We start from the raw sequence: 20,626 nt of genomic DNA, 5'->3' as shown, positions 1-20,626 counted from the left end.
GCGGTCCCTACTGGGCGCGCCGGTGAAGGTGTGGGATGTCAGCTCGATAGGTCGGCGTCGCGACGGATCCGGTGCACGCTGTCAACCACCCGGCGCGGTGGGGGTGTCCCAAATGGCCGCGTATATCTCGGCTACCAATGGCCACACCTGGCGAAGACCGTCCTCGACGGAGCCGACGACCTGGGCGAGGTCGCCGAAGATCACGAACTCGTGGGGAATCACACGGCCAGCCGAGTCTCGGCGCCCGAGAGGATCCTCGATGCGAAGCGCAACACGCCCATCTCGGCGGTGCCACGCAGTCAGCGCGTCTCCAGCGTCGTCGAACGCGCGTTCGTAGTCCGGGAGTGGGTCGCTGAGTCCGGCGTCGAGAAGAAACCGAAAACCCCAATTACGGCCCCGAGTGGACCAGATGATGTCCGAGGGTCCGGAACTGGTGCTCACTTCGGGTTCCTGATCACCTTGTCGTCGACGCCCTGCTCGAGGTCCAGCTTGAACTGCGTCAGTGTCGCTCGCAGGTAATCGTGCTGAGCGCGGGCCTGCGAATTCATCTCTCTGAGTTTCGGTCCCACCAACCGCGCCGCGTCCGCCAGGATGGGCAGCGCGACGGCGGCGATCTTTTTCGCCTTTCCGCCCTTACCTGGGTTGACCAGTGCCAGAAGCTTTTCGATCGACGCGAATTTCTGACCTGTCAGACCTGCTGCCAGCAACTCTGCGCCGTCGGCGAGCGAGTCGAGCACTTTGCCGGGAATGTCGTGCTTCTCCTGCCATTGCACACGGCGCTGAAGCGGCAGAATCGACGCCACCGGGAGTACGAGATCGAGACCGATGCGCCGGGTCATGTCGATATTAAGCGTCTGTGAACCAGTGGACTCGCGCTCGAACTTGGCGGAGGACAGCAGCAGGAAGTCTTCCCCGATGGACAGGGCGGCGGGGGTGTCGATGAGTTCGGCGATAGTCGATCGGAGCTGTTCGATGTCTGCTGCTGCATTGAGAATGATCAGATCGCGGAAAGTGTCGACGTCCCAGTCCGGGAACAGATCCGCTTTCGAGAGCGCCAGGATCCACACCCGAGGGAACTCGACGATGGGCCCGTCCTCGAGCAAGTCGCCCTTGATTCGTAAGAGCCCCTGACGAAAGCTGAACATCAACGACTTCAGGTACAGCTCTTCGTCGCCTCGGTGGTCGAGTAATTTTTGTCCGTCGACCAGCAGGAAGGCGACGTCGGACCGAAGTAGAGAACGGAAGGTGTCGGTGCGGCGCTCGCTCTCCATCGCGCTGCTGGGCTCGGTCTCGAACCATTCGCCTGGATAGTCGTGCCATGCGAGTCGGAGGACGTCGAAGGGCCGCTTCTTGGCGGCGTCGGTGTCTGCGCCTTTGAGTTTGACCGAGAAGTAATGAGTCGTCGCCTTGTACTGGGTTTGTCTCGGTGCCGTCGCGAGATCCCGCATGCGGAGGTAGTTCCTGTAGAGCCGATTCCCTTGGCCGATGTCATCGGCAACGAGGTCCCAGAGATCGTTCGCGTAGCCCCCATCCTGGGTAGGCCCGAAAAACGACGACAGCAAAACAGTCTTGCCCGAACCGCTCTCGCCGAAAACAGCGATGTGTTGCTCTCGAACCCTGGGAAATTTGGCCATGGCAGGGAAGGTACAACACACGGCGTGAGCGCCTCTGCTGCGACAAGAGACCGCAGGTGAAACGTGCACGCAGTGCCGCCACCTTCGGTACCCAGAGCTGCACCTCTCGGCCGTAACCTACCGGTCTCGGGTACATCTACGACTTCGAGAATCGATAGACGCATAATTAGCCACGAAAATTCGTCTGCTTCAATTCCATCATGACCGAACCGGTAGAGATCACAACGACACCACCCACCATTGGTGACACACTCCAAGTGCGACGCCTAGAGGGCGGCACCGCTACCGGGACCGTAGTCGAGGACTTCGCCGACTACTTGCTGACCGTCCCTGCCGCCGGCCGAGACCGGGCCATGCCCCATCGATGGGCCATCGCGTCGGAGGACGGAACGCTGATCTTCGCCGACGACGCCGACATCATCGAGCACCACAAATCCGAACCATCGACGACAGCACCGACAGACGTCAGCGACAAGACCTGACCGGTGGACATCTACTCAATTCTGGTCGCCTCGGCTATCGGGTCCGCGGCCGTACTAAGCATTGCCATACCAGCCCTGTTGGCCATGACGATCATCGACATCACGCGAGCGCTGCGAAACCGCACCAAGGGTTCCCCAGGCCAACACCCGGTGTCAGCACGAAGTGCAGCCAACTTCTGACACTGACAAACGTCATCGACACTACTGATCCTCGCGTTGATCGCCCTCGCTGATGGAAGTCGATTCACGTCGCGATCACCCCATTTCCACACGCCACTGAGTGCATCGCGAACTTCGCTACCGGCCCGACGATGGCGTAGGCGTGTGGTACGCATGGGAGTACTCACGGAGTCGATCACGGACATCGTCGTCCAGGTCTGGGCCACTGGGCAGATTCAAGGCCCACCACAACCGGCGCCGATACTCCGCACCCGAAATCCCGAACGCCACGAAGATGTCTTCGTCATCGGCACCTCCATAGGGTTCCCAGCGCACCGCGAACCCCACAAAAGTCTCTGCCGACCGCTCTTCCGTCATACCGATGATTCTGGTCGACGTATCGACCGTCCGCACATCGGCCGCCCACCCCCACCACAGCCTTGAACACCCCGACCTGTGGTGCCGATTGTGCAGTTCACTTCTGCACTCAGAATGTCAGAAGACAACTGCAATCACGGGTAAAACCCCAGCAAATCGTGCAGCCTACTTCTGAAACTGACAGACTCGGCCCTGGAAGGCCGTTCTCGATCGTCCGTTATGACGATGGTCAAAACGCACACCCAAACCCGCAGGAAGCTGCTGCGCCGCGGGTTTCGGTCACAGCGGGCCCGACGCCTCTTCAGATCGGTCGCTCGGGGGTGATTGGTGAGCGCAACCGAAACTCGCCTCTACGAGGCGAGTCCTGCGAAAGTGGTTTTGCTCGCTCGATGAATGAGTTGGCGATGATGTTTTTGATCGATGCGCCGGCGTAACCGCGGTCGGTAAACTCATCGGCGTCCGCGCGGTGATCACAGCGCCGCGGGGTCTTAATGGGCTCGTTGCTGTGTCACCGTGTCGCCTCCGCATACTCGGGAGCCGCAGTGTCGGAACTTGGGCTGGAAACTAAAGGATCATCCGCCGCGTCGCGTTTGAGGCGATCCTGGTTGCGGTCCGCCGAGTTTCGAGCTTCGGCTTCCGCTGCTTTCGCTGCGGTCACCGCATTCATCAGCGTCGCCCACTTGTCGTAGCGCTTTGACACGGCCGTAGCCGTTACGCCTAAGTGCCTGCTGACGGCGGCGAAGTTGCCTTGAGTGTCTGGATGGTTCTGATACATGTGGGCGGTTAGCCAGACAGCGTCATCAAGGCCACCACGCTCGTCGAAGAGAGTGATGAGCTGGGCTGTCGCTTCGTTGGTCTGCGCGCTCTCGGCCTTAGGCGGCACCTCGACATCGGGGGCGGTGGTGTTGGGTGGGCCCGAGGCGCGGAGCCGAGGCGCGCTGATGACGATGGAGATCATCTCGCTCATCGTCATCACCATGAGGGGGGCAAGCGCTCCGATCGCCCCTGCAACCGAGGCATCGAGATCTGTCACCGTTAACACTGCGTGGTACGCGTTTCCCGCCATGCTGGCCAGGCCGGTAAGGGCAAAGACCGCGATAATGAATCTTCGACCAACGATGGTTCGCCGGTCGGAGTGCTGAGACAGCGCGATTCGGAAGATGCCGGCCGCGAGGATCGGGCCGTCCAGCACTACGGGGATTACCCACGCCAAATCGCGCGCGCCTGCCATAGCTGCCAGGTCATAAAGCGTCACGAAGCTGAGAGCGAAGCTTGATGCTGTGACCGCGAAAGCGACTATAAGCCCGATTACGAGCGCCCACACGATGACAGCAGGGTGTATTTCGACCGAAGGTGCCTCAGAGGGGCTCCCAGGGTCTTCGATGGCGGCTTGCGAGTTACGGTGGTTCATAGGTCACAGCTCCTTGGTTGTCTGTGGCCGATGGCCCCGGTGGTGTGTCAGCACTGCCGGGGCCCTGCAGGTGGTAGTCAGGCCTGGGCGTTTCAGCTCGCCGTCTTACCGCTGCTTCGACGACTTTTGCTTGAAGTGGCCTGGGTAGGTCTCTAGGAGAGCGTGCTCGATGATTTCGCGGATGGTGTCGCCGGTTTCATCCATGACCGAGTCGATGGCTTCTCGGTAGCTCATACCCAAACGCGTCGAGAATTGAATGACTGGTTCGGCCCTCTGACGGCGGGGTCGCCCCACCGGTCGGGGCGGGATCTTCGTTGCCCGTGCGACCTCAGCGGAGTCAACGGCTTCATCGGCGGCGGGACGGGGCCCTCTGCGTGGGATGCTCAGGTCGGGTTCGCTACTCACTGTCGCTACCTTTCACGAATGCGTGAACGCATGCATTAATTAATGATTTTTGAAAATACCTGCTGGTAAGCGGCAAGCACAGGGGAACCCTTGTCGAACTTGCCGTACCACTCCCCTGTCATTCGCGACTGGTCAACGATCGTCCGGTTCGGGATGATGGGGCTGAGCTGAAGTCCTGTTTCATGTAGAAGCTCAAGCGCCTTGGTGGACACCTTCGTCATCACCGTGTCCTTCACAGCTCCGACGACAATCCCTGCTTCGTGGAGGTTGACCGTCGCCCCGATCTTCTCGCGGCTTGCTCGGAACTTTTGGACACTCTCTCGCGCCCCCTCGACCCCGTCGAGTCCGTCTTGATTGGCCGTGGCCGCATAGACAACAAGCGTGGAAGCAGCCAGCGCGTTCTGGGTCAGAAGACCACCCTGCCGGTTTGGGCAGTCGATGACTACGACATTCGAGGAGTGTCCCTCTAATGCCACGGCGAGGCGTAGCTCTGCATGGTCTTCGTAGTCCTTTTCGCGATTCGAGAGGGACCGCGCTGAAGGAAGAATTCGCAGACGTTCGGACCACTCGGTGGGAATTGCCAGGTCATCAGCCCACCCCTCCGGATTCGAGTCCGCAAGGATCGCTCCCACATGCTTCCAGGATTCGTCTGGATAACTGCCGACCCACTTGGTGGCAGCACCTCTAGGGTCCAGATCTATCAAGGTGGTGGAATTTCCAGCCGCCGCCGAAACCATCGCCAGCGATACAGCTGTGGTGGTTTTCGTGACGCCCCCGGCCTCGCTATACACCATGATTACCTTCATGAACTCATGCTAGCACTAACTCACTCACTCACGCGTTCGTTCACTCACTAGTTATCTAACTCACGCGTTCGTTCACTCACTAGTTATCTAACTCACGCGTTCAGTCACTCACTAGATAACTAACTACTTAACGCATGCGTGCATGAGTGCGTGATTGCGTGCGTGCGTGATTGCGTGCGTGAGTGCAAGACCTAAAGACAGAACGCACTAGTTCATGCAAGCATTAATTAATTAATGCTTGCATGAACATCGCAACCACGAAGTTCCTGGTCATTGGGTCGGGGACGCCCAAACCAACTAGAACAACAACCGAGGGCTTGACACGCGAACCCTCCTTTGCACTTCGGCATAACCGGATCCTCGTGCCCCCCCCCCCCCCCGCTCTTCCGCCACTACGGCCAACCGCACTGAACTCCGCGGCGCGTTTGAATGGGTCATTTACACGCCCGCCTCACCGTCAGAGTTCTCGTTGCTTGCTGCGAGGCCGGCGATCATGTCCGTGGCCTCTGCTTCTGATGGCCAGTCTTCGGGGCCGGCGACAACGGGGAACAGATCTTCGAGGCGGGAATTGAACAGACTCGTTTTGAGCAACTCGACAGCCCGATTGATCACGGTTTCTTCGATGTGGTCGACGTGCACTGCCAGCCAGCCTCGTATCCCATCCGGGCCATTAGTCGCGGGGCCGAAGAGGCCTGTGAGCGCTTCGGGTCTGTACCCGTTCTCACTGACCAGTTGCACGGCTGTTAGCCAATCGTCGCTCGGCTCAGACACCCACACTTTGTGGTCGTACCGCATGTCCGCCTCGCTTGTTCGGCGGAAGCGCTCGTCGATAGGCAGATCCTTGGCGTCGTCAGGAGTGCGCAAGCTCCAGCTCGTAGCTTCTCCGCGTGCGATTTCTTCTTCCGTAGCGTCTCGGTAATAGCCCATAGGCAGATGGTATCGAGAGGCTCGCTATATCGAATCTCGTTGTATGCGCCCTGGTGAGACGCCTCAAATGCGTCGGAGATCTACCTCCGACGTACGGCGTTCACCCTGCCACGATCACGGCACCTAGTTGGTCGCTAACAAGCTCGATCGCTTCCAGTTCCGGGTCTCTTCTGGGTGGGCCCGCTGACATCCTGGCTGCCCAGAGCTCCTCGACGTCGTCGCCGAGTGGGGGAGCGGGATACATCGCTGGCAACCAGCTGCTTTTTGCGCCCACGTTGGCAGTGAGCCCCGTTTGCGGCTCGAAACGTCGCTCAAGCCAGACCTGCCACAGAAGCCTTTCAGCTCGGTGACGAACGATACGGTCGGCCGCGATGGTTCCTAGTCCGTGAGCGGCCGCTACGTCGTCCAGCGTGCGGCGTCCTAGGGTCAGCTTTGCGCTATCCCGTTCGATGAGCCCGGCGGTCATCAGATCCGCGAGGATTGCGTACCCGTTGGAGGGCCTGAGCTTGGCGGCAGCGAATGTGTCGTCGACGTTGGTGGCGAGCCCGGCCTCGACCAGCTCGTACAGTGCTCGGCCGCGAAGGCCCAACACACTCCAGGCCGGGTGTATCGGTTCAACCCGTGCTCGGTCGATATCCGACCGTCTAGGCCCGTTCGTCGTCGCTGCTGTGGTCAAGGCGTAGCGATCCGCCTCTCGACCTGCACCGCGTGCAACCAGCAGCAGGGGAGAGCCTGGGGTCTCTCGGAGCAATCTGAGCGCACTCCACACGGTCGATTCCGACATCAGTCCCGCTGCGTGCGAGAGGCTTCGACCGCCAACTGCGACTACCGGCACTCCCTCGACCAGTTCGCCGGCCAAAGCGGACGTGTATGCGAGAGCCTGGACTACTGCGAGTAAGACCGGTCGTTGGCGGGTACCGAGAAATTCTGCGTCGATCCACAGCTTCGCGTGCGCAAGCCACTGTCTACGAACTCGATCTTTCAGGAAGGAACCATCCCCCCCTGTGTATCTGTTCTTGTGCGTGAGTTCGTGGAGTGGCCGCACGATCGTCGCCGCCCAGCTCAGGGCTTTGTCCACGTCTCGTTGCAATGCTGCGACCGAATGGGTTCCGTACTTGTCGATGTAGGCGCGACGTAGCCCGGCCCACTTCGTGGTGGCGATCGCTTTCTCGATGTCCGCAGCGCTGGCACCACGAAGGACTGCGTGGCTGATGACGGACTGGCGTGCTTCCGACGGGGATTCCCAGAGGGCTTTGTGGGCTCTGGTGAACTTGCCGGTGGCCGCGTACGTCGCGACGGCCTCTGGCACGGGCGTGTTGCGGTGGAAACGCGGGTCCAGGCGTCGATCGCGTCCGACACCGACGAGGCGCTCGTCCTGGGTCAGGGAGGCGGCGACAGCCGCAGTGGGAGTTCGATGTCGAGGAGTGGTTGCACCGCCCAGCAGAGCGATCAGTCGTGCGACGACGCCGCGATCGGACCGAACGGTGAAGGCGTCGATCGCGGCGTCGAGAGTGCCGTCGAGGAGTCGGTAGCCACCCTCTCGACAGGGTGAGCCAGGGGGAGTGATGCATCCCCAGTCCGCGTTGAGCATCGGAGTGGCGTCCAGGGTGACCAGGCGGGCAGTGAGCAGCTGCATCACAATTTTAATGTCGTCGACGCGCAGAGGGATGTCGGTGGCCATGGGCACCAGGACGTGGCGGCCACCGCTCGTAGAGCGGTCGGTGACGGTGCGCGCGCCGCATTCGTGGAGCCATCCCAAGGCACGTTCGACATCAACGTCGACTTGCTCTGGCGTGTGGTGTTTTGCGTCGAAGTCCAGCGCTAGCAGGCTCGTGCGGCCGCGCGCATAGATCGGCAGCGCGGCCGGCACGGACGGTAGGTGCTTCGTCAGACTCCGCGACGTATCGAACTTGCCGCTAGCGGCACTCCACACCCGCATGGACCGACGCGCGGTCATTAATGGAGACAGTCGTCTCCAAATGTGGTCGGGCGTCGACATCGTCGACCCGACACGAGCATCAGTTCTTGAACCTTCATCAGGGCGCGAGGTACCCTGAGACAAGACCAGCAATAGTCTGTCCCTTCCAGGGGAATGCAGTACCGGAACGAAGATTGGCTCTCCGTTTCACCTCGGGCCCTCGACCTGCCAGTCGGGGGCTCGATTTTTTCGGTCTGCACTTGATGTGCAAATGGGGGCAGAGGCTAACCGTCCTCAAACCCGCCTCATTTTGTCCTTGCTATGCGGTTAGGGGCATCACCTCTTGGTTCAGTTCGCGTACCAGGTCGGGGCGTCCGTGAACCACTGCGAGCAGATCCGCAAGGTACTGCGACGTAGACGTGCAGCCCGCCTCAAGTGCTCGCCGTTCGATCAGGTCACCAACCTCCACAGGGATGCGAGTTGCGTACATACGCCTCGACCCCTTGCTCTGCATGGCCATCGCTGACACCTTTCCCGGACGCCAATCCATCCCCGGATTCTGTAACAGATTGCGCCCAGCGGCGGTTTGACACGCCGTGAAGCTGTAACAAGATTCGGGCATTGGCTTGCAAGAGCAATTCACTTACGCCCCAGTGGCCCGATGGAAGAGCGCTAGCCGTAGCACTCCGCCTCAACTCCTGGGCCGATCCGCCTAAGCGAACAAGCAAACAGATGAGGCAGACTCTTAGACCGCGTGGTAGCCACGCGGGGGAATGGCTCACACACTCCGAAAGGAACATCGGCTCGATGACATCTGACTCGACCCAAGCAGGGGCGGCTCCATACAGCAGCAATCTGTTCTTGAATGTGTACGACCTCTGGGTCATGCGACTATCGAACAGCTACGCCTGGCGCTGCAACCGACAGAATTTCCTTGACCTGTATAACGGACGCATCGGGCAGCGACACCTTGAGGTCGGCCCCGGCTCAGGCTGGCTACTCGCCAACGCGCAGCTACCCCAGGACGTCGATCTCACACTCACTGATCTCAGTCCGAATTCACTCCAGCACACATCATCTCGACTTCATATCCCCACAACGTCGATCGAGCACGATGTGCTCGAACCGTTCGACGACACCATCGGAAAGTTCGACTCAATTTCGATCAACTATGTGTTGCACTGCCTACCAGGCGATTGGTCGACCAAAGATGCGGCGTTCGATAACCTCGCTGCCCTACTGAAGCCTCAGGGCGTGCTGTTCGGATCGACCGTGATCGGAGTTGACCAGCGGTACACCCTATTCGGCAAGGCACTGATGACGGCGTACAACAAGATCGGTGCGTTCGGAAATTGGCACGACGATCTGCCGGGCTTGGAAAAAGCGCTCGACATCCGATTCAAGCAGGTAGAGGTCAACATGGTGGGGAACGTAGCGCTGTTTGTCGCCAGGGATCCACGCGGCCTGGAGCGTGAAAACCGAGGCGAATGAGGCGAGCTGGTTCAAGCACTAGAGACGCCCGTTAGGGCCGTACTGTCTGCTGTTGGCGTAGTTTGCGCCAAGCCCTGGCCACGTGGACCAGTTCATCGCTCGTCGCGGTGAGGTCGTAGGCCCCCGATCGCTGCGCCAGCAACATCAAAAGGTCGTAGCGTTCGGGGGGTGTTTGCCCCGACACCTTGGCGACATAAGCCTTTTCGAGCTCGGCGGCGATCCTTTCGGCCTTGAGTTCCGTCGAAGGTGTGTCGTTCGATGGGCTTGCGTTCCATTTGCTGAGTCGGCGTGCAGCATCGTGAATCTCAATAATTCTGCGGTGTAGTTTCCTCGCGGCGTCGGGGAGCTCCTCGTCACGGTCCGCTTCATCGAAACTGTCTGTTTCTGGTCTCGCCTCAGGCCGTCTGACCTCCGGAAACAGATCTGTCATGTCGCGCCAAAGAAGCTCAATCTCTTTCAGATTCTTACTGATTCGATCCTGCCCTAGCTTCGCCCGCAGTACTGCCGCAACCGGAACCGCACCCATGATTAACGATCCAGCGACCGCGAGGAAGTAAGTCAGGGCCTTCACATGCATCTCAGGGTCAGCCGACCCAGAACCTGTCAGGACCTCTTGGAGCGTGAGAATCGGGGTGCTTACACCAACGACCGCGAGCCCGAGCGCAATCACTATCGCCAAGCTGTAGAGGGCCTTCTCCCGCACTGCGGTATCGGGGTGCCGGGCTTCTCGGAGAAAGATCCGCATGACAGCGACGGCGACATACAGGATGGGGGCGTAGAAGGCGGTCCACAAGACAACCGCTGGCCACCCCAAGTACTGATCGACCAGCTCACCGGCCTTCCGTGATGGTGTGCCGGCTACCAAGATGACAGCGCTGAGCGCCAGACCGATCGCGTCGTAGACCCGTTGCCGCTTCCATACGGTGGAAGGGTCAGCCCCGATCCACAATCGGGACATGCCGTAGATAGCCATCACGATCATGACAATGCAACAGAAGGTGAGCTGCTGGAATAGTGCGACGTCGCCGAGCGGTTTGGGCAGGTGCCTGATCGCATCCTGAACCGCTCGTTCTCGAAGAACCAAGCCGAACCATCCGATGATCAGCGAGCGCGTAGTGAGCCGATCGATGAACGACGAGTTCAGCCAAGCGACGCGCACTACCAAAGTCAGTGCCATTAGTACGATGATTGGCCACGAGATCCAGGCCGGGACGGGGGACGTCATTTCGCTCTGAAGAATGTTGATCGCAGGGGCGACTGGCGGCGATTCCGGTTGACCATTGCCTCGACCATGATGCGGTCTGCGAAGGACTCGGCAGCGACCTCCTGGTCGTCCTCGAAACTGTCGCGGCCCAGCGCAATTTCGATCGTCCGCTCCGGTATGTGCGGCAACAACACCCTGAGCATCGCCTTGCTGTGCTGCGATTCAGGCAGTCCAGTATGAGATAGCACCATATGCCCGACCTCATGACTGATCACCTGATCTGCTTGATACTCAGCCACGTCCGACCCGTACACGATGAAGTCGTCTTGCTTGCGTGCAACCCATAAGCCGCAAAGCGTCCCGGTCAGGCCTACACGGCTCAGGAGTGCCGACTCAACTGGCCATAGAACAATCGGCCGGTTGCGCTCTTCCGCGACAAGGTCGATAAATCTACGACGCGACCACGGCTCGTCTGACGGCATGTTCTCTGCGATACGCCGTACAGCCGAACGAATTTGACTCTCCTGGCTCACGGGTCCCGACTCCCTCCGACCTTTGTTACTTAAAAACAACGAACGCCGCTACACGTTACTCCTGGTACCGCCTGCATCAGTTTCTCTGCGTTCTTGCTGCTCAGGAAGCTGTTGAAGGATGTTCATGAGGTCGTCGGCGCTCATTTCGCCTCCGTCACGCATCGCGAGCAGCTGGACCCCAGATTCACGGAGATGGATCAGTACCGACAGCTCGCGGTCGTAGCTCTCCGCAACCGCGTCCCACTTGTTCGCGAGAAAGGATGTCGGAGCCTCGAAGTAGGCGGCGAGAGCTTGGACGAGGTCGCTATCGACGAATCGCAGACCGGACTCGGCACGTAACGCCGCAATTTCCGTGTCGCGAACCAGCCGCTCCAGGGAGCTAGAAACCGCTTCGGCGACCGCGGCATTGCTGAGTTCCGGGTCGTCGGCCGTGTGAGTTGCCTCGAACAGTTTGTTGATTCTCAGGTGGAGAGGTGGGGTCGTCTTCGACATATCCATTTCCGTTCTTCGTCAGCGGGTTCGACTGTCTTTCAGCCGGCGTGAAAATCGCTTGGCTGTTGGTTGGTCTATGTCTATGGCATTGCCGTAAAGCCAACGCCGATACAGTTTTTCCTCGCGCTCCGGATCGTCGTCACTGACAGGAAGCTCCAGTAGCGCCGCAATGGCGGAATCGATTGCCTTGTTGTGCTGCCCGTGGTTGCGTTCCAGCGTCTCGGTGACGAAGGACCCGGCGATGGCCGAAACTGCAACATCGAGCTGGCCAAGGGCCGTCCTCAAGTCATCCAGACTTGATGTGCGGTTTTCCAGGCCGGCGACTTTCCCGTGAATGTCCCGCTGAGCAGCGAGCAGTTTAGTTAGAGGGTCGAGCCCGACGGCAATATTGCCCGTGCCGGACTTGTACGGTGCTCGGCCTAGAACAACTGGCTGGGCGCGTTCCCAATAGACATTCGCCGCGCTTCCCGGTTTCCAACTCAGTCCTGTATCGAACTTTCGCAAGGTACTCGGCCGCGGGTTACTGAGCTCTCCGCGCTCTGCCATCAACACGACGGGTTTTGGTGGGCCGCCGGCATCGCGCAACCCAACGATCGTGAGGTTCCGCTGCCTTCTGCGAGAGCTGACGCAGGTGGCAAACCAGAGGGGGTGTCCCGTTTGCGTCACTGAACCATCCTAGGGTCGAGGTCAATATGTGGTCAATAATCGAATTGCGGTAAAGAAACGCAGTTGGCCTAAATTGGCAGGTCAGCGCGGTGTGACTTATTCGAAATTGACTTCTACTTGCCCATCGCTCAGGGGGGGCCATAGTGTTCCACGCGTGATGACGAAAGGCGACGCGCTCCGATCGGGCGTCGTGTTTCGTGGATCGACAAGACTCCAGCTGCGGAACGTCTCGCAGCCGGAAGGTGGCCGGCTCGTTACAGACGAGGTCGATCCCGTTCAGCTGCCACTGGACTGCACTGCATGCGACATGAAGGCCAGCTATCGAAGGCGATCGTCAGGGCAAGACGTCCGGCGGTCGATTCCTAACTCGATCAAAGGAGGCCACCACGCGCGACACCTCGAAACCAAGAGCACTCGCGATTTTCTGAGCCATTGCATCGGACAGCTTTACATGTCCGCGTTCGAGTGCGCCGATGTGCTGGGGGCTTACCTTGACTCGTCCAGCGAGGTCGCCCTGAGTGAGGCCTCGAGCTACTCGCAAGTCTCCGAGGTGTTCCTCGCTCGGATCCACGATCACCACGTCAGTCACAGCAGTATTCAGCACTGCGAGGCAGCGCGACAGCGCAGCAATGCCCGGATCGGCTTTCCCTTGCTCCCACTGGGAGTAGGTCGATGCACCGATGCCGCTTCGCCTGGCAACCTCCGCGCCACTGAGTCGCGCCCTCGCTCGGGCGTCCCGCAGGCGGCTCGGATCGAAGCCGCGGAGGCGGCGCTTCATCGCTGGTACTCCACGGTGACTCACAATGTCACCCGCCTATTCCTGGTAGCACATGATGCAGTGATTAAACAGATTGGTTACCACGGGTTGTTTAAACCGGACGCTCCAAGTAAGGTTTAGCACACGACCCGACCAAAGAAGAACCCCCGTGGTGCGCGTAGCTGATTGGCGTCCGCAAAGCGCATCCACGAGGGCCGACCCAGCAGACAGGGGTGCGACTTAGTCGCGTCCACATGGGCATTTACAGCCTATCGGACGTCGCCTAGGAGAGCGCCCCGGAAACGGAGCGCAACTGTGCTGTCGAGCAACTCAACCATCCTCGAAACACCCGCGGTGTCCGTGCGTAAGCAGCAGAGCCGGTGCGGCGCAGTGAACGACCGGGTTCTCGGTCTCGCCGTGTGCTCTCTTGGCTCCGCACCGCATTCCACTCACGCGCTTTTGTGCGAAGAGACTGGCGATCTCATGGGCGAGTGGACCGACGGTGATCCGACGTTCCGTGTACCCGTGGACGGTTCGACGACCATGTTCCGCGCCTGCCCTCTCAACTTCGGCGATGCGGCCTGATCTGGCCCTCAATCTCGATTGGGGTCATCTCTGACACCCAGTCGTGAGCTACAGGAGCTCCCCGACGCCCTGCAGCTCGACCGATGGACCGGCGCGAGGGTCGCGCAGTAAGCGCATTTCATCATGTTCGGTGCTGCGCGGCCCCGCCGGGACATCACCAGAATCCCGTAACCCCCTCTCAGAGAAAGGATTAGACAGGTGCCGTTCTTCCTTCAGTGGATTCTCTTTCTGAACTCCCTCTCATCGCAGTTCGCCTCCTGATGCCGAAAGCGAGTGGTGGTGTGGGTGATCGGACCCGCAAACCTTCGGCATCACCCGCACTCCCAATCGCACGTCGGCGGAGCTACGAGGTTAGAACCTGAATCACACTGCTGTTCAGCATGATTGGTTGACAACCAATCGAGGACGGGCCGAGAGCACCAGCTCCCTTCTTGGATCTACTCGCTGTAACCCAAACGCATTGTTCGTCAATGAAAGGTGAAGAAATGTTCAGATCGACTGGTAGTGGGGGTCGGCATCGGCGTACCTCGACGCGGATCGCCGCTGCATGCGCCATCCCCATTGCATTGTGCATCGCGTGCGCCGGTGTCGCTCAGGCTGCACCGGGTCAGCCGGGTGTGTCCGTTGCGCCGGGCCAGCAGCCCGGTGTGACCCAGCCCGCTCCGGCACCCGCCCCGCCCGCTCCCGAGGACTCGTACATCGCCGGCTACAGCCCGATCTACGACTACTCCGAGACGCGCACCGTCGACGACTACAACGCAGGTCGACAGCGGCCCTCCTACGACACCACCTACTACTCCGAACCGGTCGTCTACGAGAGCAGCCCGGCACCGATCCAGGGCCCCGGCATCAGCGATAGTCCCGAGACCGTCGCTCCCGCACCGGTACCGGCACCAGCGCCGGTGCCGACGGTCAAGCGGCCGACGATCGTGCCGATCGAGGTCGATGACGACTCCGTCCTGATCGGCGCGACCCCGTATCGAATCCCCGACGGCGTCGACCGTGTCTTCGCCCGCCAGGTCTCGAACACCTTCCAGGCCATCCAGGCAGACGGCGGAAACCTCCTCGTAGACAACGGCCTTGCGACCGCCCCGCGAGCTGACCGTATCGCCGCCGGTACCGCTGCCGGTGCCGTGACGGGCGGCCTTGTCGGACTCGGTGTCGGACTTGTCCCCGGCGCAGCGATCACCGCCGGCGGCGCGGCCATCGGTGCCGGACTCGGCGTGGCCGCAACCCCCGTCCTGACTCCGGCGATCGTCTGGGCCGGCCCGGTCGGCTACGTCTTCGTCCCCGGTGCAGCGGCACTCGCTGGAGCCGGTGTCGGAGCGGCGGTTTCGGCACCGATCGTCGCGGCGACCACCGCGGTCGGTGCTGCAGCCGGTGCTCTGATCGGCGGCGCGGCCGCCGGCGGCGAAGCGGCGACGATCGAGGAGCCTGCACCCGCTCCCGCTGTCGATGCGGCACCCGCACCGCCGGCCACCAGCCCAGTTCCGGTCACCCCGGCACCACTGGCGACGGAGGCGGGACCGGACCTGGTCGCTCAGACGAACACCGCCGTTCAGAATGCTGCTCCGGTCGTCGAAAAGGCCGTCAGCGACGCAGGCACGTGGGTTGCACCAGCCGCTAACGCGGCGGCGGGCTTCGCCTCGACGGTCGTCGAACAGCCCGCCGTCGCGGACGCGGTAGCCGCTGCGGGTCCGGCCCTCGCGCAGGCCAATGCGGCGTGGCAGGCCCTGACCACCAGCCAGCCCGTCTAGAGGAGCAGGCGTGCTCGGTGTTCCAGCGTTTCGTCGACCAGAAGGAGTGAGCAGCAGCCATGGCATCGCTGTCTGATCGCAGTCCCGGCACCTCCCGTCCAGGAAGCAAACCGTGGGAGCGAGCCACACTGACCGACACACCGAGCACGCCTGACCCGCGCACTCCGGCCGCTCCTCCGCGGCCGGCGAGCGAGGCCCCACCGGCACACACCAGCCGAGAGGCTGCGGTCGCAGGTCTTTCACCGAAGCCGGTGCCGAAACCGGTACCGCGTCCGATCCCGCAGAACAAGCGCGGCCGGCGCTCTCGGCTGGCGATTTGGGGCTCACTCGCCGCGGCCAGCCTGCTGCTGGGTGTGGCCATAGGTGCCGTGTCGTGGGTGTTGTCCCCCGACTCCAACGACCAGGCATCGTTCGCGGCCGGAATGTCGTCGATGCTCACCACCCCGGAGGCACCCGCGACCACAACCGAGCCGCCCACGTCCACCACCCCGGCCCCGGCCGCGCCGCCGCCGTGTGTCGAGTCCAGGACCAGTAGCGAAGTCACCGGTGCCGGACCGGGCGGGTTCGGTTCGGGCCCGGACGCGATCCTCGGCTTCGACTACGCCTACTACGTCAAGCGCAGCGGAGCCGCCGCGCGTGCGTTCACCACCCCCGACGCCGCAGTCGGCAGCCCAGAACTGTTGCAGAGCGCCGGAATCGACACCTTCCCGTCCGAGACCACGCACTGCCTGCGCATCACCCCGAGAGGCCCCGACGAATACACCGTCTACCTCACCCATGCCGTCCCGGGCGCAGAGCCGGTGACGTGGACCCAGATCGTACGAACACGAACCGACGGTGATCGGACCCTCATCACCTCGATCGTCGACATCACCGAAACGGAGAACTGATGAAGGCCAACCGATCCACCTACGTCGCGATGGCTCTACTGGGGTCCGTCGCGATCACAGTGAGCGCAGGGACCCAGGCTGCAGCGCAACCGACCACCACGCCCCCCGACACCACGTCCCCCTCGGCCGACTCCACCACCAACGCTCCGTGCGCGCTGCTGCACGTCGTCGTCACGCAGGGCACCACCGAGTCCACCGAAGGGTCCATGCCCAAGCAGGACTCGGGCACGCTGTCGGCGGCGATCCTTCCGGTCCTGGCCGAGTTCGGTGGAACCACCTCGGACAAGTTCGACCGCACCTACGTGCCGTACCCGGCCGACTACGGCTTCACCGGAACCTCGTACAAGGACTCGGCCGCGCGCGGAGTCGAGAACGCCTCGAAGATCATCGCCGACGAAGCCGCTCGCTGCCCGAACACCAAGTTCGGGCTGCTGGGGTACTCGCAGGGCGCGGGAGTTGCCTCGGAGCTGCTCCGGCTGATCGGCGCTGGCCAAGGTCCGATCCCGCCCGCACGGGTCGCGATGGGAATGCTCTACTCCGATCCCACTCGTAAGCAGGGCGACGGCGTCTTCCCCGGTGCACCTTCCCAGGAACACCCCGCACCTGCACCCGGTACCCGCGGCGCGGAGGTGACCAAGCTCGAAACGCTGCCCACACCGCCGTCCGACGGAGGCGGCATCGCACCTCTCGCCGCGCAGACCCCGGCCTCGTTCGGGTCCCTGACCGGCCGAGTCGCATCGGCCTGCGCGAGCGGCGACATCGCCTGCGATACACCCGCCGACGCCCCGCTGGCCCGTCTGGTGACCAACGTCAGCGGCCAGATGAACCTCGACGCCCAAGATCCCATCGGGGTGCTGTGGTCGGCCGCGCAGGTCATGGGCACCACCGCGCTCAAGATGGGCGTCGACGTCGTCAACGAAGACATCACCAGCAGCGACGGCACCACCCGCGGCCTGGACTACCGGCCGGGAGATTCCCTGAGCAACCGCGCCGCCGATGCCTCCAACCCGACACACCAGGTCGATGCTTTCGCCGCGATCGACAAAGTCCTCGGCATCGGAATCAACACCGCAGTCACGTTCGCCAAAAAAGTCCTGACGATGGACAACATCGCGCAACTGGCCACCGTCGGCCTGACCAATCCGCCGGCAGCCCTGGCGTTACTGGGAGCCAAAGCAGCCGAGGCTGCTCTGCAGCTGGTTCCGGCGAACATCACCGACAAGACGACCACGGCCGTGTCGAAGATCGTGCAGAACGAACTCACAGACAACAAGGGCCTGATCAAGATGGCCACCGACGTCAAGTACTGGGCGGTGCGCGCCAATCACGAGTCCTACCAACGTGATGCGGTCACACCGTCGGGCGGAACCTGGCTGAGCTTCGCCTCGGACTGGATCACCGCGCTGGTCAAGGATCTCGAAAGCGGATCGACCGCCCCCGCTGCGGACAAGGACGCCTTCGCACGAACCGTTCCCGTCGACGGGCAGGGCTCCTACCAAGGCCTTCCCGGTCTTCAGTTCCAGGTCGGCGCACAACCGGCCTCGACCTCCACCGCCTTCGATCCCTGGGCCGAGTCCTCGTCGACGCTGACGACGCCGACCTACACCCCGCAGACGGCCACCGACGCCGACAGCACGAGTACTGCGACCACGTCGTCGGCCCCATCGGGCGATGCGTTCCCGATGGAGTTCCCCGCTGCCGCTCCCGACGACTCCTCGTGGCTGACCCCGTCCAACTGATGGCGACCCCAGTAAGGACCACCCGATGAGCACAGACTGGAAAGACGGCCTGATGGCCGATCGGACGAGTCCCGACATCGACGACGTCGACACGACGTCCACACCGGTCGGCCCACGACCGGCGTTCGGGCAAATCGATCTGGACCGCAACACCACCGCGGTGGTGATGTTGGGGCGCGGCGACAGAACGCAGCCGCCGCGCCCCCCGACGGCGTCCGCGTTGGAGATCGACGGTGTCCGAGCTGCTCCGACATCGGGGTGGCGACGCGCCCTCTACGCGTTGTCTCTGCGCACGATCAACGCCGGCGAGTCGCCCGCGGACAAACGTGCACGTGAGCTCGACGCGCAGATCGCCGCCCCGGTGCGCACCGATCACAAGATCACCGTGGCAGGGCTCAAAGGTGGAGTGGGAAAGTCGACCGTCTCGGTCGTGCTGGGCCACGCTTTCGCGGACGTGCGCACCGATCGGGTGTTGGCCATAGACGCCAACCCCGATGCCGGTGTCCTCGCCGAACGCATCGCAGCGATCGCGCCCCGCACCGAGCATCCACCGACGATCTACGACCTGCTCGCCGCCCCGCGTACCGATCGCTACGCGGACGTACGCCAACACACCCTCGAAGCCGAGACCGGTCTGCAAGTTCTCGCCTCACACGATGATCCGGAGCGTTCGGAAGCGCTGAGCGAGAACGACTACCGGCGCGTGATCGAGATCCTCCAAGACCACTTCCAGGTGCTGCTGTCCGATTGCGGCACCGGCATCACCCACCCCGCGATGGCGGGAGTGCTCGACCTGACCGACTCTCTGATCGCGCCCACCAAGCTCGACGTCTCGGCGGTCACCAGAACCAACGCGCTGCTCGATTGGTTGGACGCCCATCACTACTCGCACCTGGTGCAGCGGTGCGTGATCGTCGTCTCCCGGATGTCGAGCAGCTCGAAGACACCGTTGACCGACCACCAGCTACAGGAGTACTTCGGTGACCGCGTCCGCGCAGTGGTGACCATCCCGTTCGATCCGCATCTGGACGAGGGCGCGGAAATCTACTGGGATCGGCTGCTTCCCGCGACACGGGCGGCGTATCGCGATCTCGCTCAGCTGGTGGCCACGGACTTCGCCGCCGGATGGCAGAACCGAAACCAAGCACAGGGGCCGGCACTGTGAGCGCCACGGCATGGGCGGCCGCCGACGACTCCCGGGAGCCGGGACGCTCACACGGGTTGATCACCCCGCCGCCTGCAGAGCGGTGCATCGACGTCTGGCCCGAGCCGGTCTACGCACCCACCGACCGGGCTGTGCCCTCGTGGTGGCTCGTCGGTGGCCACGGAGGAGCCGGAGTGTCGATGCTGACCGCCTCGTGGTCGATCGCCGGCGATGCGATGGGCGCGTTCCCGGCCGGCTTCGAGCAGGAATCACCCTTCGTCGTGGTGGTCGCCCGTGAATCCGCATGGGGAATCACCCGAGCTCACGATCTGCTCACGCAGCATCTGTCCGGCTACGGCGGCGCAACCACTCTGGTCGGGCTCGTCACCGTCGCAGCATCACCGAGCCGACTCAAAAGCGAGCTGCGCCAACGCCTCGAAGTGGTCGCGGGGCTCGTCGACGACCATCACTGGCGAATCCCGTGGATCGACACCTGGAACGAACTGACACCCGACGAGCTCCCGTTCTGGACTCCCGGAGATCCCATTCCCACCGGACGCAAACGCGAACCGCCCGACCGAGCCGTACCGCGCGAGGTCGCGGACGTTGCCGACGCCATCCGCACCACCATCATCTCGATCCTTCAGACCAACCCATAAGAGAGCGAAACACCATGCTGATCAACACATTCGACGCAGTCCACACCACCATCCTGGCCGTCCCGCAGCCCGATCCCGTACCCCCGCCCGGAGGCGACCGGATATGGCGCATGATCGGCGTCGCCCTGTGGATTCTGACCGCCGGTGCCGTCCTGGGAATCATCGTCGGCGGCGGGGTGATGTGGTTCGACCATGCCGCCGGCGACGGAGCGATGAGGGGTAAAGGCATCAAGATCGTCATCGGCGCTGTGATCGGCGCGTTGATCATGTCGCTCGCAGCGTCATGGATCACCTGGGTGATGACGTGAGCGTGACACCGCTCGCCCAACCGGCACCACCGTCGCAACCACTCCCACCCGAAGTCACCGGACCACTCGATCAACTTCTGGGCTACGGAATGTGGATCGTCGGAGCAGTACTGGTGACGTCACTGATCGTCGCCGCCGGGATGTTGTGGTGGCACTTCGCCACCTCGACACCCTTGAACCGGACCGTCCGAAAGATCCTGTGGATCTGTGCCGCCGCGATCGCCGCAAGCTCGGCGGGCGCACTCGCGGGCTTCGCCCTCTCATAACGCAATTCGAATCGG

The 20,626-nt window shown here is 62.3% G+C and carries 20 protein-coding genes; 9 read left to right on the top strand and 11 right to left on the bottom strand.

Annotation, left to right across the window (positions count from 1 at the left end; all coding sequences use genetic code 11):
• Positions 1-81 precede the first annotated feature (81 nt).
• Both RFA01S_RS23370 and RFA01S_RS23365 read right to left on the bottom strand, forming a co-directional pair.
• Positions 82-441 carry a hypothetical protein gene (locus RFA01S_RS23370; RefSeq protein ID WP_052060480.1) on the bottom strand — a complete coding sequence of 120 codons (360 nt, stop codon included), beginning with the start codon at positions 439-441 and terminating at the stop codon, positions 82-84.
• Positions 438-1,634, bottom strand: coding sequence for a TRAFAC clade GTPase domain-containing protein (locus RFA01S_RS23365; protein WP_032406390.1), 1,197 nt, complete (start codon positions 1,632-1,634; stop codon positions 438-440). The genes RFA01S_RS23370 and RFA01S_RS23365 overlap by 4 nt, the downstream gene beginning before the upstream one ends.
• 200 nt (positions 1,635-1,834) lie before the next feature.
• On the opposite strand from RFA01S_RS23365, the gene RFA01S_RS23360 reads away from it, so the two are divergent.
• Entirely contained in the window at positions 1,835-2,116 is a 282-nt protein-coding gene (locus RFA01S_RS23360; RefSeq protein WP_052060479.1) for a hypothetical protein, read from the top strand.
• Between the two features lie 1,045 nt (positions 2,117-3,161).
• On the opposite strand, the gene RFA01S_RS23350 is transcribed toward RFA01S_RS23360, so the two are convergent.
• The 4 genes from RFA01S_RS23350 to RFA01S_RS23335 form a co-directional block, all read right to left on the bottom strand.
• On the bottom strand, positions 3,162-4,064 hold the full coding sequence (locus tag RFA01S_RS23350) for a DUF2637 domain-containing protein (RefSeq protein ID WP_052060478.1): 903 nt from the start codon (positions 4,062-4,064) through the stop codon (positions 3,162-3,164).
• A gap of 440 nt (positions 4,065-4,504) precedes the next feature.
• Complete coding sequence (locus tag RFA01S_RS23345) at positions 4,505-5,275, bottom strand: ParA family protein (protein ID WP_032406388.1); 771 nt, start codon at positions 5,273-5,275, stop codon at positions 4,505-4,507.
• 438 nt (positions 5,276-5,713) lie between these two features.
• Complete coding sequence (locus RFA01S_RS23340) at positions 5,714-6,202, bottom strand: hypothetical protein (RefSeq protein WP_032406428.1); 489 nt, start codon at positions 6,200-6,202, stop codon at positions 5,714-5,716.
• 100 nt (positions 6,203-6,302) lie between these two features.
• On the bottom strand, positions 6,303-7,883 hold the full coding sequence (locus tag RFA01S_RS23335) for a hypothetical protein (protein ID WP_139278525.1): 1,581 nt from the start codon (positions 7,881-7,883) through the stop codon (positions 6,303-6,305).
• A gap of 1,044 nt (positions 7,884-8,927) precedes the next feature.
• On the opposite strand from RFA01S_RS23335, the gene RFA01S_RS23325 reads away from it, so the two are divergent.
• Positions 8,928-9,611, top strand: a complete 684-nt coding sequence (locus RFA01S_RS23325) for a class I SAM-dependent methyltransferase (protein WP_032406426.1) — start codon at positions 8,928-8,930, stop codon at positions 9,609-9,611.
• A 31-nt stretch (positions 9,612-9,642) separates the two neighbouring features.
• On the opposite strand, the gene RFA01S_RS23320 is transcribed toward RFA01S_RS23325, so the two are convergent.
• The 5 genes from RFA01S_RS23320 to RFA01S_RS28580 all read right to left on the bottom strand — a co-directional run bounded on the left by RFA01S_RS23320 (position 9,643) and on the right by RFA01S_RS28580 (position 13,284).
• A complete protein-coding gene (locus tag RFA01S_RS23320) occupies positions 9,643-10,836 on the bottom strand; it encodes an MAB_1171c family putative transporter (protein WP_306437492.1) in 1,194 nt (397 codons plus the stop codon).
• Complete coding sequence (locus RFA01S_RS23315) at positions 10,833-11,348, bottom strand: hypothetical protein (protein WP_072692217.1); 516 nt, start codon at positions 11,346-11,348, stop codon at positions 10,833-10,835. Before RFA01S_RS23315 ends, RFA01S_RS23320 begins: the two co-directional genes overlap by 4 nt.
• A 48-nt stretch (positions 11,349-11,396) precedes the next feature.
• Positions 11,397-11,840, bottom strand: coding sequence for a hypothetical protein (locus RFA01S_RS23310; protein WP_032406424.1), 444 nt, complete (start codon positions 11,838-11,840; stop codon positions 11,397-11,399).
• 18 nt (positions 11,841-11,858) lie between these two features.
• A complete protein-coding gene (locus RFA01S_RS23305; protein ID WP_139278524.1) occupies positions 11,859-12,425 on the bottom strand; it encodes a hypothetical protein in 567 nt (188 codons plus the stop codon).
• A 415-nt stretch (positions 12,426-12,840) separates the two neighbouring features.
• Entirely contained in the window at positions 12,841-13,284 is a 444-nt protein-coding gene (locus RFA01S_RS28580) for a helix-turn-helix domain-containing protein (protein ID WP_032406423.1), read from the bottom strand.
• Between the two features lie 1,049 nt (positions 13,285-14,333).
• Here RFA01S_RS28580 and RFA01S_RS27915 point away from each other — a divergent pair.
• Genes RFA01S_RS27915 through RFA01S_RS23260 form a run of 7 tightly spaced genes read left to right on the top strand, consistent with a single transcriptional unit; the run spans position 14,334 to position 20,611 of the window.
• Positions 14,334-15,605, top strand: coding sequence for a hypothetical protein (locus RFA01S_RS27915; protein ID WP_155290478.1), 1,272 nt, complete (start codon positions 14,334-14,336; stop codon positions 15,603-15,605).
• A 59-nt stretch (positions 15,606-15,664) separates the two neighbouring features.
• Entirely contained in the window at positions 15,665-16,495 is an 831-nt protein-coding gene (locus RFA01S_RS23285) for a DUF8176 domain-containing protein (protein ID WP_052060491.1), read from the top strand.
• Complete coding sequence (locus RFA01S_RS23280; protein WP_052060490.1) at positions 16,495-18,234, top strand: cutinase family protein; 1,740 nt, start codon at positions 16,495-16,497, stop codon at positions 18,232-18,234. Before RFA01S_RS23285 ends, RFA01S_RS23280 begins: the two co-directional genes overlap by 1 nt.
• 25 nt (positions 18,235-18,259) lie before the next feature.
• Positions 18,260-19,399: a MinD/ParA family ATP-binding protein gene (locus RFA01S_RS23275; protein ID WP_081371413.1), complete on the top strand. Its 1,140-nt coding sequence runs from the start codon at positions 18,260-18,262 to the stop codon at positions 19,397-19,399.
• The gene (locus RFA01S_RS23270; protein WP_072692215.1) at positions 19,396-20,037 is read left to right on the top strand and encodes a hypothetical protein; all 642 of its coding nucleotides are present in this window, start codon (positions 19,396-19,398) and stop codon (positions 20,035-20,037) included. Before RFA01S_RS23275 ends, RFA01S_RS23270 begins: the two co-directional genes overlap by 4 nt.
• Positions 20,038-20,051: 14 nt before the next feature.
• Positions 20,052-20,345, top strand: a complete 294-nt coding sequence (locus RFA01S_RS23265; protein ID WP_052058297.1) for a hypothetical protein — start codon at positions 20,052-20,054, stop codon at positions 20,343-20,345.
• A complete protein-coding gene (locus RFA01S_RS23260; RefSeq protein WP_139278523.1) occupies positions 20,342-20,611 on the top strand; it encodes a hypothetical protein in 270 nt (89 codons plus the stop codon). Before RFA01S_RS23265 ends, RFA01S_RS23260 begins: the two co-directional genes overlap by 4 nt.
• Positions 20,612-20,626: the final 15 nt, after the last annotated feature.

The sequence above is a fragment of the Rhodococcoides fascians NBRC 12155 = LMG 3623 genome (genome assembly GCF_001894785.1).
Classification (GTDB): domain Bacteria; phylum Actinomycetota; class Actinomycetes; order Mycobacteriales; family Mycobacteriaceae; genus Rhodococcoides; species Rhodococcoides fascians.
Note: the sequence above shows the minus strand (reverse complement) of the source record. Positions and strands in the feature narration are given on the sequence as shown.